This is a genomic window from Pseudomonas sp. BIOMIG1BAC (assembly GCF_001705995.2).
Classification (GTDB): Bacteria; Pseudomonadota; Gammaproteobacteria; order Pseudomonadales; family Pseudomonadaceae; genus Aquipseudomonas; species Aquipseudomonas sessilinigenes.
Window position 1 is genome coordinate 86,236 of the sequence record NZ_CP049045.1, and the last position, 14,775, is coordinate 101,010.

The 14,775-nt window shown below is 63.5% G+C and carries 12 protein-coding genes; 2 read left to right on the forward strand and 10 right to left on the reverse strand.

All coding sequences use genetic code 11. From position 1 onward, the window contains the following. Nucleotides 1-25 precede the first annotated feature (25 nt). A complete protein-coding gene (gene phoR / locus ATY02_RS00400; RefSeq protein ID WP_241526798.1) occupies nt 26-1,318 on the forward strand; it encodes a phosphate regulon sensor histidine kinase PhoR in 1,293 nt (430 codons plus the stop codon). A gap of 116 nt (nt 1,319-1,434) precedes the next feature. After that, nucleotides 1,435-2,775, forward strand: a complete 1,341-nt coding sequence (locus ATY02_RS00405; protein WP_068577584.1) for a hemolysin family protein — start codon at nt 1,435-1,437, stop codon at nt 2,773-2,775. A gap of 50 nt (nt 2,776-2,825) precedes the next feature. Here ATY02_RS00405 and ATY02_RS00410 read toward each other — a convergent pair whose 3' ends face one another. The 10 genes from ATY02_RS00410 to ATY02_RS00455 all read right to left on the reverse strand — a co-directional run bounded on the left by ATY02_RS00410 (nt 2,826) and on the right by ATY02_RS00455 (nt 14,323). After that, on the reverse strand, nt 2,826-3,722 hold the full coding sequence (locus ATY02_RS00410) for a peptidoglycan DD-metalloendopeptidase family protein (RefSeq protein ID WP_068577582.1): 897 nt from the start codon (nt 3,720-3,722) through the stop codon (nt 2,826-2,828). A 60-nt stretch (nt 3,723-3,782) separates the two neighbouring features. Continuing rightward, a complete protein-coding gene (locus tag ATY02_RS00415) occupies nt 3,783-4,097 on the reverse strand; it encodes a helix-turn-helix domain-containing protein (protein ID WP_068577579.1) in 315 nt (104 codons plus the stop codon). Further along, entirely contained in the window at nt 4,090-4,425 is a 336-nt protein-coding gene (locus ATY02_RS00420) for a type II toxin-antitoxin system RelE/ParE family toxin (protein ID WP_068577578.1), read from the reverse strand. The genes ATY02_RS00415 and ATY02_RS00420 overlap by 8 nt, the downstream gene beginning before the upstream one ends. A gap of 371 nt (nt 4,426-4,796) precedes the next feature. Next, nucleotides 4,797-5,747, reverse strand: coding sequence for a response regulator (locus tag ATY02_RS00425; RefSeq protein WP_068577576.1), 951 nt, complete (start codon nt 5,745-5,747; stop codon nt 4,797-4,799). A 166-nt stretch (nt 5,748-5,913) separates the two neighbouring features. Then, nucleotides 5,914-6,675, reverse strand: a complete 762-nt coding sequence (gene phoU, locus ATY02_RS00430) for a phosphate signaling complex protein PhoU (RefSeq protein WP_022641892.1) — start codon at nt 6,673-6,675, stop codon at nt 5,914-5,916. 118 nt (nt 6,676-6,793) lie between these two features. Further along, nucleotides 6,794-7,627, reverse strand: a complete 834-nt coding sequence (gene pstB, locus ATY02_RS00435; protein WP_016964959.1) for a phosphate ABC transporter ATP-binding protein PstB — start codon at nt 7,625-7,627, stop codon at nt 6,794-6,796. Between the two features lie 94 nt (nt 7,628-7,721). Next, on the reverse strand, nt 7,722-9,392 hold the full coding sequence (pstA, locus tag ATY02_RS00440; RefSeq protein WP_022641893.1) for a phosphate ABC transporter permease PstA: 1,671 nt from the start codon (nt 9,390-9,392) through the stop codon (nt 7,722-7,724). Nucleotides 9,393-9,407: 15 nt separating this feature from the next. Continuing rightward, nucleotides 9,408-11,693 carry an ABC transporter permease subunit gene (locus ATY02_RS00445; protein WP_068577575.1) on the reverse strand — a complete coding sequence of 762 codons (2,286 nt, stop codon included), beginning with the start codon at nt 11,691-11,693 and terminating at the stop codon, nt 9,408-9,410. Nucleotides 11,694-11,872: 179 nt separating this feature from the next. Then, nucleotides 11,873-12,856 (reverse strand): phosphate ABC transporter substrate-binding protein PstS, encoded by a 984-nt coding sequence (locus tag ATY02_RS00450; protein WP_022641895.1) that lies wholly within the window; start codon nt 12,854-12,856, stop codon nt 11,873-11,875. Between the two features lie 177 nt (nt 12,857-13,033). Further along, nucleotides 13,034-14,323: an MFS transporter gene (locus ATY02_RS00455; protein WP_176719716.1), complete on the reverse strand. Its 1,290-nt coding sequence runs from the start codon at nt 14,321-14,323 to the stop codon at nt 13,034-13,036. Between the last annotated feature and the right edge of the window lie 452 nt (nt 14,324-14,775).

Genomic DNA, 14,775 nt, shown 5'->3' on the forward strand with positions numbered 1-14,775 from the left:
CTGGCATGGCACCCTGATTCGCCACATGTTGCTGTTGGTCACCGGCTGCCTGCTGGTGGGGCTGGTCAGCGGCTACTACGGCTGGAGCCTGGCCGCCGGCCTGGGGATCTACCTGGCCTGGACCCTCAAGCAGCTGCTGCGCCTGCATGAATGGCTGCGCCTGCACCAGCCCGATGAGGCGCCACCCGATGGCTACGGCCTGTGGGGCGAGGTGTTCGACAGCATCTACCACCTGCAACGTCGCGACCAGCGGGTCCGCGGGCGCCTGCAAGCGGTGATCGACCGCGTCCAGGAGTCCACCGCGGCCCTGAAGGATGCAGTGATCATGCTCGACAGCGACGGCAACCTGGAGTGGTGGAACCGCGCCGCCGAGACCCTGCTGGGCCTCAAGACACCCCAGGACAGCGGCCAGCCGGTGACCAACCTGGTGCGTCATCCGCGCTTCAAGGAATACTTCGAACAGGACAGCTACGCCGAACCGCTGGAGATCCCCTCCCCGGCCAACGACCGCGTGCGCATCCAGCTCTACATCACCCGCTACGGCAACAACGAGCATCTGATGCTGGTGCGCGACGTGACCCGCATCCACCAGCTGGAACAGATGCGCAAGGACTTCATCGCCAATGTGTCCCACGAGCTGCGCACGCCGCTGACGGTGATCTGCGGCTACCTGGAGACCCTGCTGGACAACGTCGAAGAGGTGAACCCGCGCTGGAACCGCGCCCTGCAGCAGATGCAGCAGCAAGGCGGGCGTATGCAGACGCTGCTCAACGACCTGTTGCTGCTGGCCAAGCTGGAGGCCACCGACTACCCCTCGGACAACCACCCGGTGCCCATCGACACCCTGCTGCAATCGATCAAGAGCGATGCCCAGGCACTGTCCGGCGAGCGCAACCAGCGCATCACCCTGGAGGCCGACGCCTCGGTACAGCTCAAGGGCAGCGAGGCGGAACTGCGCAGCGCGTTCTCCAACCTGGTGTTCAACGCGGTGAAGTACACCCCGGCCGAAGGCAACATCCGCATCCGCTGGTGGGGCGACGAACAAGGCGCACACCTGAGCGTGCAGGACTCCGGGATCGGCATCGACAGCAAGCACCTGCCGCGCCTGACGGAGCGCTTCTACCGGGTCGACTCCAGCCGCAACTCCAACACCGGCGGCACCGGCCTGGGCCTGGCCATCGTCAAGCACGTACTGCTGCGCCACCGTGCCCGCCTGGAGATCAGCAGCGTGCTGGGCCATGGCAGCACCTTCACCTGCCATTTCGCCCCGGCCCAGGTGAAGAAAAACCGCCTCGCCAGCCTGACCGACCAGCGCTGACAGCGGCCTGCCCCTAGGCAACCGCCCTGTCAGCCGCTACATTGCGTAGCTTGTGCCTGCCCTCCAGGCACCGTATCGCCCTCTTTTCGAATACATGGAATCCGCAAAACCCCATCATGGACCCTTCCCCTGGTTTTACCCTCGCGTCTCTGTTCGCCGACTTCGGCATGATTCTTTTTGCTCTGATCCTGGTCCTGCTCAACGGCTTCTTCGTGGCCGCCGAGTTCGCCATGGTCAAGCTGCGCTCGACCCGGGTCGAGGCCATCGCCCACAAGAACGGCTGGCGCGGGCAAATCCTGCGCACCGTGCACAGCCAGCTGGACGCCTACCTGTCGGCCTGCCAACTGGGCATCACCCTGGCTTCCCTGGGCCTTGGCTGGGTCGGCGAGCCGGCTTTCGCCCACCTGCTCGAACCCCTGCTGGGCGCCGTGGGCGTGAGCTCTGCGGAAGTGATCCGCGGGGTGTCGTTCTTCACGGCGTTCTTCATCATTTCCTACCTGCATATCGTGGTCGGCGAACTGGCGCCCAAGTCCTGGGCGATTCGTAAACCCGAACTGCTGTCCCTCTGGACCGCAGTGCCGCTGTACCTGTTCTACTGGCTGATGTACCCGGCCATCTACCTGCTCAACGCCAGCGCCAACACCATCCTGCGCATCGCCGGCCAAGGCGAGCCCGGCCCACACCACGAGCACCACTACAGCCGCGAAGAACTCAAGCTGATCCTGCACTCCAGCCGGGGCCAGGACCCCAGCGACCAGGGCATGCGGGTACTGGCCTCGGCGGTGGAAATGGGCGAGCTGGAAGTGGTGGACTGGGCCAACTCCCGGGAAGACCTGATCAGCATCGAGTCCACAGCGCCGCTCAAGGCCGTGCTGGCGCTGTTCCGTCGCCACAAGTTCAGCCGCTACCCGGTGTACGACAGCGAACGCAACGAGTTCGTCGGCCTGCTGCACATCAAGGACCTGCTGCTGGAACTGGCGGCCCTGGACCATATCCCCGAGTCGTTCAACCTGGACGAACTGACCCGCCCCCTGGAACGCGTGTCGCGGCACATGCCGTTGTCCCAGTTGCTGGAACAGTTCCGCAAGGGCGGCTCGCACTTCGCCCTGGTGGAGGAAGCCGACGGCAAGGTCATCGGCTACCTGACCATGGAAGACGTGCTGGAAGTGCTGGTGGGCGACATCCAGGACGAACACCGCAAGACCGAGCGCGGCATCCTCGCCTACCAGCCGGGCAAGCTGCTGGTGCGCGGCGACACCCCGCTGTTCAAGGTCGAGCGCCTGCTGGGCATCGATCTGGACCATATCGAGGCCGAAACCCTCGCGGGCCTGGTGTACGAGACCCTGAAACGGGTGCCTGAAGAGGAAGAAGTGCTGGAAGTCGAAGGCCTGCGCATCATCATCAAGAAGATGAAGGGTCCGAAGATCATCCTGGCCAAGGTCCTGATGCTCGACTGATCGACCCCGCACCGGTCGGCTCCTGTGCGAGCCGGCTGGTCACTCCCGCCCTATTTATTGCCCAGGGCGAAGTTCGGCAAGCCCCCCAGGGGCTGGTCGAACTGGTAGGGAATCGACACCAGCCCCAACCCGGTATTGCGTTGCACCACGAAGTGCAGGTGCGGCCCGCTGCTGTTGCCGGTATTGCCCGACAGCCCCAACGGGCTGCCCACCGCCACGCGCTGGCCCTCGCGCACGCTCACCGATCCTTGCTTGAGGTGCAGGTACACGCCCATGGTGCCGTCGTCGTGCAGTACCCGGACGAAATTGCCGGCCGGGTTGTCGCCCCGGCCGCTCTGGGCGTTCTCGGTCTTGACCACCACCCCGCCACGCGCCGCGATGATCGGCGTGCCCACCGGCATGGCGATGTCCATCGCATAACGGCTCTTGGGGCTGGAATGGCTGTACTGGCCGTTCGCACCCTGGGTCAGGCGGAATGGCCCGCCCCGCCAGGGCAAGGGGTAGCGATAGGCCTGGGTAGCGCCTGCCGGGTCGCCCAGGGAATAACGAAACCTTGGGGTATAGCTCAAGGGCCGGTCGGTCCGGGTTGCCGTCAGGAGCGCCAGGCGCTGCCTGCTGCGGGCCGGCAGCACCCGGCGGATCGGCTGCCCGGGTGCGCCGCTGACGTTGTTCAGGCCGGCAAAGCCCAACTCCACCTCCACCGGCGCGTACAGGTCGTTACGCACGTACAGCGCGTCCACGCCCCTGTGCTTCTGGATATCGAGGCGCACCTGGTGTTCCAGGTGCTCGTCCATGCGATCGCGGAACACGAACGCCTGCGCTCCCGGCGAAGGCCGGTCGCTGTAGGACACCACGCCGTCGGCGTCGACGGACTTGTAGACCGTCATTGCCGCCAGCGAGCTGGCAACCATGGACAAGCCGCAGAGGAACAGCAGGCGTACGAACATTGAGCAGCTTCTTGGCAGGAGAGGAACCATGCTAGCAGCCTGATATGGAGCTTGTATGAATCAGGCGGGCGCCAGGGGCCGATTGCCGCCAACGTCGAAGCGGATCTCCACCCCCAGCTGCGCGGCCTCGCATAGGTTGACCAGCGCATCGAGGGAGAACTTGTTGATCCTGCCGCTAAGCACATCGTTGAGCCGGGGCTGGGTGATGTTGAGACGCTTGGCCGCCTCCTTCTGCGACAGCCCCCAGGCCTGCACGGTCTTGCCCAGCTCCAGCATCAGCTTGGCCCGCAGGCGCATGTTGGCGGCCTCCTGGGGGGTGGCTTCAAGGGCATCCCAGACGCTGGCAAAGCGCGGGTTGATCTGTTGGTCAGTCATGGCGTGAACCTGCTTGCTGAAATCTGGCACGAGCCAGCTCGATATCCCGCGCTTCGGTCTTGCGGGTAGTCTTGCGCACCGCGTGCAGCACATAGATGGCTGCAGGCCGCCTGACCACATAAAACACCCGAAACGCCCCTGAATCTTCATGAATCCTGATTTCGAAGACACTCGGGCCGATGGTTTTCACCGGTCTGCAATCGTAGGGCTGCTCGCCCTGCTGCAGCAGATCCAGCTGAAACCCGGCAGCCCGACGGGCATCTTCAGGGAATGCCCTGAGATCCCGCAGCGCGCTCCCGACAAACACCACATCCTTGTGCCTGGGCATCGAACTTCTCCTGTCAGTGACCAGGAACAAGGCTAATCAAGACTGCCAGGGCTGGCCGCACGGGGTTGTTTCAACGCATGGCTGCAAAGGGTGAATCAGGTAGAGCGCTTCCGGAAATTTATATCCAAATGGATATAAATCAAGTGTAGGACAGTTAATCAGACGTACGGCGGAAGGTGGCGGGAGGAACGGCCAAGCCCCTGTGGCCTGGGGTTACAGCCGAAGGTGCGGGTTATTGGCGGGATTGGGGATAACGCAGCCACCGGCCTGGATGGCTGGCCGAAAGCCGGCGGGGAAAAGTGTTTTCAGCAGATTTGCGCTTCGCTGTAGGAGCGGGCTTGGCAGTTCCTACAGCGAAGGGCCGGCGAGGATCAGCCCGCGCCTGGAACGAAGTGCTTCTGCGCAGTGCCGCGGGCGATCAGGCGCGAGATGTAGTCCAGCTTCTGCGCATCCTGATCGACGAAACGGAAGGTCAGCTGCAGCCACTCGCTGTCGGGCTTCGGCTCGTGCGCCACCACCGCATGCAGGTAGCCATTGAGCCGCGCCACTTCGGCGTTCTCGCCCTGCTCCAGGTCCAGTACTGCGCTGTCCAGCACCTGCGGCAGGTTCTCGGTGCGCTTCACCACCAACAGCGCTTCCTTGATGCTCAGGGCCTTGATCACGCAAGGCTGGGTACCGCCAGGCAAGCGCAGTTGGCCCTGGCCACGGCCACCACTGGCGGCAGCGGCGGCGGCAGGCGCCTTGACCGGTGGGCTATTGAGCAGGCCACGGGATGGCGCCGCAGCCGGGGCTGGTGCAGCGGCTGCCGGAGCGGCTGGAGCAGCTGGCCGGGCTGCCGGGGCGACCACCTCGGCCTTGCCACCGGTCAGGGCGCTCAGGGAGTCATTGCCAAAGGCGGAGTTCATCTTGGTCGGCGCGCTGTTCATCAGGGTGTCGAGCTTGCCGACCTTGTTCAGCGCCTGCTTGACCTTGGTCAGCAGCTGTTCGTTGGTGAAGGGCTTGCTGACATAGCCGGAAACCCCGGCCTGGATTGCCTGCACCACGTTTTCCTTGTCGCCCCGGCTGGTCACCATGACGAACGGCATGGCCTTGAGCGCTTCCTGGCCACGGCACCAGGTCAACAGCTCCAGACCGGACATTTCCGGCATTTCCCAGTCGCACAGGACCAGGTCGAAGGCTTCGCGGGCGAGCATCGCCTGGGCCTTCTTGCCGTTGACCGCGTCTTCGATCTTGATGCCCGGGAAGTAGTTGCGCAGGCACTTCTTCACCAGGTCACGAATGAACGACGCGTCGTCCACCACCAACACACTTACCTTACTCATCGACCACCCCTCTAAAAATCCCGGCAAGCATAACGCTGGCTGATGGCACTTTGCCAAAACTCTTCAGTCACGCCGGGACTTTTCGTTCGCGGGTGCTGCTTTTCGAATTCAAGGACCGCAAACAAAAACGCCCGGCCAAAAGGCCGGGCGCTCTTCTCGGGCAATCTTAATTATCGTCAGCTTCACCCGGAACATTAGCCGAATCGCCAGCCGGTCCTTCAACTTCTTCCTTCATGCGCTTGAGGCCCAGGTGGCGCACATCGGTGCCACGCACCAGGTAGATCACCAGCGCGGAGATGTTGCGCGCGTGGTCGCCGATCCGCTCCAGCGAGCGCAAAACCCAGATGATGCTCAAAACCCGCGAGATAGAGCGCGGGTCTTCCATCATGTAGGTGGCCAGCTCGCGCAGCGCGGTCTTGTACTCGCGGTCGATGATCTTGTCGTACTGGGCTACCGACAGGGCCAGTTCGGCGTCGAAGCGAGCGAAGGCGTCCAGCGCGTCACGCACCATGTTGCGCACCTGGTCGCCGATATGCCGCACTTCGACGTAGCCACGCGGGGCCTCGCCCTCCTCGCACAGCTGGATGGCCCGGCGGGCGATCTTGGTGGCTTCGTCGCCGATGCGCTCCAGGTCGATCACCGACTTGGAGATGCTGATGATCAGGCGCAGGTCGGAAGCCGCAGGCTGGCGCCGAGCGAGGATGCGCAGGCACTCCTCGTCGATATTGCGTTCCATCTGGTTGATCTGTTCGTCGATCTCGCGCACTTGCTGGGCCAGCCCGGAGTCGGCCTCGATCAGCGCGGTGACGGCGTCATTGACTTGTTTCTCCACCAGCCCGCCCATGGCCAGCAGGTGGCTACGCACCTCTTCCAGCTCGGCATTGAACTGCTGAGAGATGTGATGGGTTAAGCCTTCCTTCGAAATCATGGTTCGCTCCGCGAAAGTTGCAAGCTTCAAGCCGCAAGCTTCAAGCAGTTAAATATTGATCCGGATATCGCCTACCGCTTCTGTCTTGCCGCTTGAAGCTTGCGGCTTGCAGCTGTTCCTAGCCATAGCGCCCGGTGATGTAGTCTTCGGTCTGCTTCTTGGCCGGGTTGGTGAACAGGGTGTCGGTATCGCCGAATTCCACCAGTTTGCCCATGTACATGAACGCGGTGTAGTCCGAGACCCGCGCCGCCTGCTGCATGTTGTGGGTCACGATGACGATGGTGAACTTGGACTTGAGCTCGTAGATCAGCTCCTCGACCTTCAGGGTCGAGATTGGGTCCAGGGCCGAGCAGGGTTCGTCCAGCAGCAGCACTTCCGGCTCCACGGCGATGGTGCGGGCGATCACCAGGCGCTGCTGCTGACCACCGGACAGGCCCAGGGCCGAGTCGTGCAGGCGGTCCTTGACCTCATCCCACAGGGCCGCACCCTTGAGCGCCCACTCCACGGCTTCGTCGAGCACGCGCTTCTTGTTGATGCCCTGGATGCGCAGGCCATAGACCACGTTCTCGTAGATGGTCTTGGGAAACGGGTTGGGCTTCTGGAACACCATGCCCACCCGGCGGCGCAGCTCGGCCACATCCTCGCCCTTACGGTAGATGTTGTTGCCGTACAGGTTGATGGCGCCTTCCACACGGCAACCGTCCACCAGGTCGTTCATGCGGTTGAAGGTGCGCAGCAAGGTCGACTTGCCGCAGCCGGACGGGCCGATGAAGGCGGTCACGCGCTGCTTGGGAATGTTCATGCTGACGTCGAACAGCGCTTGCTTCTCGCCGTAGAACAGGCTCAAGCCGGGCACTTCGATCGCCACGGTTTCCTGCTCCAGGCTCAGGCTCTGCTTGTCGCGACCCAGGGCGGACATGTTGATGCCGTGGGTATGGGTTTCGTGTTGCATGGGTCTCACTCCGTTCGTAGCTGCAAGCTTCTAGCTGCAAGCCGCAAGTTTTGAGCAAAAGCGGCTTGTAGCTTGCCGCTTGTGGCTAATGGCTTTAGCTGTCCAGCGCCTTGTACTTCTCGCGCAGGTGGTTACGGATCCATACCGCCGACAGGTTGAGCACGGCGATCACCAGCACCAGCAGCAACGCGGTGGCGTACACCAGCGGCCGCGCGGCCTCGACGTTAGGGCTCTGGAAGCCGACGTCGTAGATATGGAAGCCCAGGTGCATGATCTTCTGGTCCAGGTGCAGGTACGGGTAGTTGCCATCCACCGGCAGCGACGGCGCCAGCTTCACCACACCCACCAGCATCAGCGGCGCCACTTCGCCGGCGGCACGGGCCACGGCGAGGATCATGCCGGTCATCATCGCCGGGCTGGCCATGGGCAGGACGATCTTCCACAGGGTCTCGGCCTTGGTCGCGCCCAGGGCCAGGGAGCCTTCGCGCACGGTCCGCGGGATCCGCGCCAGGCCTTCCTCGGTGGCCACGATCACCACCGGTACCGCCAGCAGCGCCAGGGTCAGGGACGCCCAGAGCAGGCCCGGGGTACCGAAGGTCGGCGCTGGCAGTGCCTCAGGGAAGAACAGGCGGTCCAGGGAACCGCCCAGCACGTAGACGAAGAAGCCCAGGCCGAACACGCCGTAGACGATGGCCGGTACGCCCGCCAGGTTGTTCACAGCGATGCGGATCACCCGGGTCAGGGCGTTCTGCTTGGCGTATTCACGCAGGTAGACCGCCGCCAGCACGCCGAACGGCGTGACGATCATGGCCATGATCAGGGTCATCATCACGGTGCCGAAGATGGCCGGGAAGATCCCGCCCTCGGTGTTGGCTTCCCGCGGGTCGTCGCTGAGGAATTCCCAGACCTTGCTGAAGTAGAAGCCAACCTTAGTGAAGGTGCCCATGGCGTTCGGCTGGTAGGCATGCACCACCTTGCCCAGGCCGATCTCCACTTCCTTGCCGTTGGCATCGCGGGCGGTCAGGCTGTCGCGGTTGAACTGGGTATGCAGCTCGCTCAGGCGGGCCTCGATGTCCTGGTAGCGGGCGTTGAGTTCGGCGCGCTCGGCATCCATGTCGGCCTGGGCGGCGGCGTCCAGCTTGCCAGCCAGCTCCAGCTTGCGACCGTGCAGGCGGATGCGCTCCAGGCCGGCGTTGATCGCACCGATGTCGGACTTCTCCAGGGTCTTGAGCTGGGTCGCCAGCTTGTTCACCCGGTCGATCCGCGCCTGCAGCTCGGGCCAGGCGGCTTCGCCCTCGGCGACCACCTTGCCGTTTTCCTTGACGTTGACCAGGTAGCCGTAGAAGTTGCCCCACTCACGGCGCTCGATGGCCATCAGTTCCTTGGGGTAGCTCTGGTTGGTCAGCCACTCGCCGACGATCCAGGTGAAGTCGCTGCCGTTCAGGTCGCGGTTGCCCACCTTGAGCAACTCGCGGGTCATGAACTCAGGGCCCTGGTCGGGCACCGGCAAGCCGGCACTCTTCAGGCGCGCCCGGGGCACTTCTTCCTTTTGCACCACTTCACCGACGACCAGGTGATTGGCCTGGCCGGGCACGTCGTAGCTGGCATGCACCAGGTCCGCCGGCCAGAAGTGGCCCAGGCCGCGCACGGCGATCACCGCCAGCAGGCCGATGGTCATGATGACCGCGATGGACACTGCGCCACCGCTGATCCAGACGCCGGGGGCGCCGCTCTTGAACCAGTCTTTGAGGGAGTTCTGTTTCACAGACTTCTACCTTTCTTAAAGCGACGAGTATTTCTTGCGCAGACGCTGACGGATCAGCTCGGCGAGGGTGTTCATGATGAAGGTGAACAACAGCAGTACCAGCGCCGAGAGGAACAGCACGCGGTAGTGGCTGCCGCCGACTTCCGATTCCGGCATTTCCACCGCGACGTTGGCCGCCAGGGTGCGCAAGCCTTCGAACAGGTTCATCTCCATGACCGGGGTGTTGCCGGTGGCCATCAGCACGATCATGGTCTCGCCCACGGCGCGGCCCATGCCGATCATCAGGGCCGAGAAGATGCCCGGGCTGGCGGTGAGGATCACCACGCGGGTCATGGTCTGCCATGGGGTGGCGCCCAGGGCCAGGGAGCCCAGGGTCAGGCCACGGGGCACGCTGAACACGGCGTCTTCGGCGATGGAGTAGATGTTCGGGATCACCGCGAAGCCCATGGCCAGGCCCACCACCAGGGCGTTGCGCTGGTCGTAGGTGATCCCTAAGTCGTGGGAGATCCACATGCGCATGTCGCCGCCGAAGAACCAGTTCTCCATGAAAGGGCTCAGGTACAGCGAGAGGAAGCCGACCAGGATGATCACCGGGATCAGGATCGCGCTCTCCCAACCGTCCGGCACCTTCAGGCGCAGGGACTCGGGCAGGCGGCTCCAGGTGAAGCCGGCCACCAGGATGCCGATCGGCAGCAGCACCAGCAGGCTGAAGATGCCCGGCAGGTGGCCTTCGACATAGGGCGCCAGGAACAGGCCGGCGAAGAAGCCGAGGATCACCGTCGGCATCGCCTCCATCAGCTCGATCACCGGCTTGACCTTACGGCGCATGCCGGGGGCCATGAAGTAGGCGGTGTAGATCGCCGCGGCCACGGCCAGCGGGGCCGCCAGCAGCATGGCGTAGAAGGCGGCCTTCAAGGTGCCGAAGGTCAGCGGCGACAGGCTCAGCTTGGGTTCGAAGTCAGTGTTGGCCGCCGTGGACTGCCAGACGTACTTGGGCTCGTCGTAGTTCTCGTACCAGACCTTGCTCCACAGCGCGCTCCAGGACACTTCCGGGTGCGGGTTGTCCAGCACCAGGGGTTGCAGCTTGCCACCGGCCTCGACGATCACCCGGTTGGCGCGAGGCGACAGGCCGAACAGGCCCTGGCCATCCACCACCTGGTCCACCAACAGGGTGCGGTGGGCGGTACTGTGGAAGACCCCGAGCTTGCCGGCGGCGTCCAGGGCGACGAAGCCCTTGCGGCGCTCTTCGGCGGTGATCTCGACGATGGGCGCGGTGCCCATCTGGAAGGTGCGGATCTGCTTCAGGCGCAGCTCGCCGTCCGGGTCACGGGCCATGAACCACTGGGCCAGGCCACCCTTGGAAGTACCGATGATCAACGAGATGCCGCCCACCAACTGGGCGCTGGCGGTGACTTCGGTATTGGCGTCCTCCAGCAGTTTGTAGCGGCCGTTGAGGCTCTTGTCCCGCAGGCTGAAGACATCAGCCTGGGCACGGCCGTTGATCACGTACAGCCACTGCTGGCGTGGGTCGATGTACATGGCCTTGACCGGTTCGGTCATCTGCGGCAGGTCGATGGCGCTCTGCTCGCTGCTGACCTCGCCGGTCATCATGTTTTCTTCGCGCGAGAGCTTCAGCACATGCAGCTGCGAACCGGTGGAGCCGGCCAGCACCAGCGTGGTATCGCTGGCGTTGAGGTTGACGTGCTCCAGCGCGCCGCCTTCTGCATTGAGGGTGATCGGGGCTTCGCCGTAGGGGTATTCGATCGCCGGAGAGATGGTCTTCTTGCCATCCGGGTAGCTGACTTTATAGGTGTGGCGGAACACCAGGGCCTGGCCGTTGGACAAGCCGACCACCACCATGGGGATACCTGGCTGGTCCTTGCCGATGGAGGTGACGCGGGTGCCCGCCGGGATCGGCAGGTCGACCTTGCGCAGCTCGGCGCCGTTATCGATATCGAAGAACAGCGCCTGGCCCTTGTCGGAAACGCGCATGCCGACCTGGTTCTGCTCTTCCAGGGAGAACATCAGGGGCTTGCCGGCGTCTTGCATCCAGGCGGGCGTCAGGGGGTCCTTGGAGGTCAGCTCGGCGCCCTGGAACAGCGGGGCGACGACGTAGGCCAGGAAGAAGAAGATCAGGGTGATCGCCGCCAGGACGGCCAGGCCGCCGACGAGGACGTACCAACGGGTCAGGCGGTCCTTGAGCGCCCGGATGCGGCGCTTGCGTTGCAGTTCAGGCGTATTGAAGTCAATGCGCTTGGGGGGAGAAGTCGTAGTCATGGTGGAATTGGCCAGATCATTCATGCGCACACCCTAGCGATCCTGTATGACAGAAAGATGACAATGCAGTGACGCAACAAATCCGCCGCGTGGCTGGGCCTGCAGCGGACAGAAAATGGAGGTGGCAGGAGCCGGCCGGGGTGGTTGACCCAAAGGCCGGCTGCTGCGAAAAGGTCCGGCCGGGCCGGACCTTTGGCGGCGGTTTATGCGCCTTCTTTCAGACCCAGGTCAGCCAGGGCCTTGGCGGCGACTTTGGCTGGCAGTGGGATGTAACCGTCCTTCACGACCACTTCCTGACCCTGCTTGGACAGAACCAGTTTCACGAACTCGGCTTCCAGCGGGGCCAGAGGCTTGTTCGGGGCCTTGTTGACGTAGACGTACAGGAAGCGCGACAGCGGGTACTTGCCGTTCAGGGCGTTTTCTTCGGTGTCTTCGATGAAGTCGCTGCTGCCTTTCTTGGCCAGGGCCACGGTCTTCACGCTGGCGGTCTTGTAGCCGATGCCCGAATAGCCGATGCCGTTCAGCGAGGAGCTGATGGACTGCACGACCGAAGCCGAACCTGGCTGCTCGTTGACGTTAGGCTTGTAGTCGCCTTTGCACAGGGCTTCTTCCTTGAAGTAGCCGTAGGTGCCGGATACCGAGTTGCGACCGAACAGCTGCACTGGCTTGTTGGCCAGGTCGCCCTTCACGCCCAGGTCGCCCCAGGTCTTCACTTCTTCCTTGGCACCGCACAGGCGGGTCGAGGAGAAGATCGCGTCGACCTGTTCCATGGTCAGGTGCTGGATCGGGTTGTCCTTGTGCACGAATACGGCCAGGGCGTCCACGGCAACCGGGATGGCGGTTGGCTTGTAGCCGTACTTCTGTTCGAAGGCCGCCAGCTCGGTGTCCTTCATCTTGCGGCTCATAGGGCCCAGGTTGGAGGTGCCCTCGGTCAGCGCGGGTGGCGCGGTGGCGGAGCCAGCGGCCTGAATCTGGATGTTTACGTTCGGATATTCTTTCTTGTAGTGCTCGGCCCACAGGGTCATCAGGTTGGCCAGGGTATCGGAACCGACGCTGGACAGGTTGCCCGACACACCAGTGGTCTTGGTGTAGCTCGGGATAGCAGGGTCGACAGCGGCAACCGCGTGGGCAGTCGCAACGCCAGCGGCGACGAAGGTCATTGCCGCCATCAAACGCTTCAGTTTCATGCCTTACTCCTAGCAGATAGGGTGTGTTAAGTCGGGGCCAAGTATCTGTAGGCCGTGTGAACACTCTATGTCCGGAATATGACAATTAGATGAAAGGCCAGCATCGCGAGACTCGCGAGCTGGCCTTTTTTTCACAAGCGCCGCAGAGCGCCGTTCATGCAGGTGTCGCAGCAGGTTTCAGCGACCCTTCTTCCACAGGTACAGCCCCGAGAGCAGGCCGATGCCACAGATGATCGCCACGTAGTAGGCCGGGGCCATGGGGCTGCTCTTGAGCATCCAGGTCACCACCATCGGCGTCAGCCCGCCAAAGATTGCGTAGGCCAGGTTGTAGGAGAACGACAGGCCGCTGAAGCGCACCGCCGCCGGGAAGGCGCGGACCATCACGTAAGGCACCGCGCCGACGAGGCCGACGCACAGGCCGGTCAGGGCGTAGAGCGGGAACAGCAGGTGCGGGTTGTCCTGCAGCACGTGGTAGAAGACCCAGGACGAAGCCAGCAACAGCAGGCTGCCGAAGACGAACACCCGCCCGGCACCGAAACGGTCGGCCAGGCTGCCGAACAGCACGCAGCCCAGGCTCAGGAACACGATGGCCAGGCTGTTGGCCTCAAGGGCGGTGATGGCCGAGAACTTGTAGACCGTCTGCAGCACGGTGGGGGTCATCAGGATCACCACGATGATCCCGGCCGACAGCAGCCAGGTCAGCAACATGGAGATCAGGATCGCGCCGCGATGGTCACGCAGCACCGCCCGCAGCGGCAGCTCCTCGGCCAGGGCCTTGCGCAGTTGCAGCTCGGCGAACACCGGGGTCTCGTGGAGCAGGCGGCGCAGGTACACCGAGAACAGGCCGAACACCCCGCCCAGCAGGAACGGCACGCGCCAGGCATAGGCCGCCACTTCTTCCGGGGTATAGATGCTGTTAATGGCCGTGGCCACCAGCGAACCCAGGAGAATGCCGGCGGTCAGTCCCGAGGTCAGGGTGCCGCAGGCGTAGCCGATGTGCCGCGCCGGCACGTGCTCGGAAACGAACACCCAGGCCCCGGGCACTTCGCCACCGATGGCTGCGCCCTGGATCACCCGCATCAGCAACAGCAGCACCGGTGCCCACAGGCCGATCTGCTCATAGGTGGGCAACAGGCCCATGATCAGGGTCGGTACCGCCATCATGAAGATGCTCAGGGTGAACATCTTCTTGCGCCCCAGCAGGTCGCCGAAGTGGGCCATGACGATCCCGCCCAGGGGACGGGCCAGGTAGCCGGCGGCAAAGATGCCGAAGGTCTGCATCAAGCGCAGCCATTCGGGCATGTCCGCCGGGAAGAACAGCTTGCCCACCACAGTGGCGAAGAACACGAAGATGATGAAGTCATAGAACTCCAGCGCGCCGCCCAGGGCGGACAGCGACAGGGTCTTATAGTCACTACGAGTCAAGGGACGGGCGGGAGGCGCTGATTGCGCGGCGCTCGAGGGCACTGTGGTCATGGCAAGGGGCTTCTCTTATTAGTTGGTTCTGGAAGCCGCAACAGCTCTGGTTGGGGCCTGGCAGGTTCGGCACGATAGCAAATTGTTCGAACACCTACACAGCGACGCACAAATGACGCACAAAATTGCGAACCAGACGGGTCGTCGCGGAGTCTACCGACCGATATACTCGCAGGGCCCGGCGCGCAGAGCCGCTCCCGGCAAGGGTTGTTGTGCGAAAACGCCGTTGTATTCATGACCGCCGGGAACCTCCCGACGCAAGCAAGACAAGGCCGGAACACCATTGCATGCCCCACCCACAGTGCCCGGCGCGCAATGCTTCCCCTGTGCATGAACAGCCGGTTTCGCAGAGTTTCCCTTTAGCACGCCTTAGAAAGAACGTGACGAACGTAGTATGTTCGGGCTGAATCGTTTTTCCTGAAGACGGCTATTCACCTGAAGTA

Excerpts from the sequence above, each read along its gene's own strand:
- ATY02_RS00415 (WP_068577579.1), bottom strand. The coding sequence starts at position 4,097 with ATGACTGACCAACAGATCAACCCGCGCTTTGCCAGCGTCTGGGATGCC.
- ATY02_RS00405 (WP_068577584.1), top strand. The coding sequence starts at position 1,435 with ATGGACCCTTCCCCTGGTTTTACCCTCGCGTCTCTGTTCGCCGACTTC.
- pstB (WP_016964959.1), bottom strand. The coding sequence starts at position 7,627 with ATGCAACACGAAACCCATACCCACGGCATCAACATGTCCGCCCTGGGT.
- ATY02_RS00425 (WP_068577576.1), bottom strand. The coding sequence starts at position 5,747 with ATGAGTAAGGTAAGTGTGTTGGTGGTGGACGACGCGTCGTTCATTCGT.
- phoR (WP_241526798.1), top strand. The coding sequence starts at position 26 with ATGTTGCTGTTGGTCACCGGCTGCCTGCTGGTGGGGCTGGTCAGCGGC.
- ATY02_RS00410 (WP_068577582.1), bottom strand. The coding sequence starts at position 3,722 with ATGTTCGTACGCCTGCTGTTCCTCTGCGGCTTGTCCATGGTTGCCAGC.
- ATY02_RS00445 (WP_068577575.1), bottom strand. The coding sequence starts at position 11,693 with ATGAATGATCTGGCCAATTCCACCATGACTACGACTTCTCCCCCCAAG.
- ATY02_RS00450 (WP_022641895.1), bottom strand. The coding sequence starts at position 12,856 with ATGAAACTGAAGCGTTTGATGGCGGCAATGACCTTCGTCGCCGCTGGC.
- phoU (WP_022641892.1), bottom strand. The coding sequence starts at position 6,675 with ATGATTTCGAAGGAAGGCTTAACCCATCACATCTCTCAGCAGTTCAAT.
- ATY02_RS00420 (WP_068577578.1), bottom strand. The coding sequence starts at position 4,425 with ATGCCCAGGCACAAGGATGTGGTGTTTGTCGGGAGCGCGCTGCGGGAT.